Source organism: Solihabitans fulvus (assembly GCF_008386585.1).
In the GTDB taxonomy this organism is placed as follows: domain Bacteria; phylum Actinomycetota; class Actinomycetes; order Mycobacteriales; family Pseudonocardiaceae; genus Solihabitans; species Solihabitans fulvus.
Genome location: NZ_VUOB01000450.1, coordinates 1 through 280, shown reverse-complemented (window position 1 = coordinate 280; position 280 = coordinate 1). Strand labels below are relative to the sequence as shown.

Genomic DNA, 280 nt, shown 5'->3' with positions numbered 1-280 from the left:
GGCGGCAGCGTGGCCGGGCAGATCGCCGTGCTCGCGGTGGCCCATGTCGCGGTGGCGGTGAGTTGGCTGACGGTGTGGACGTTCGTGGTGGCCGCTGCGCGGCGGACCATCGGTTCGGGGTGGTTCAAGACCGCGATGAGCCGGGTCACCGGAGCGGTCCTGGTCGCGCTCGGCGCCAGGAGCGCGGTCAGCAGTTGATGGTCGGCCTCGGGTTGGGGTGCGGGCAAGGGTTGGGGTCGCGGGGTGAGGGTTCGGGTTGCGGGGTGAGGGTTCGGGTTGC

The 280-nt window shown here is 72.1% G+C and carries 1 pseudogene; it reads left to right on the top strand.

Going from position 1 to position 280, the window contains the following annotated elements:
• Window positions 1–198 (top strand): annotated as a pseudogene (locus tag F0L68_RS43190) (hypothetical protein); the annotation flags it as partial.
• Window positions 199–280: the final 82 nt, after the last annotated feature.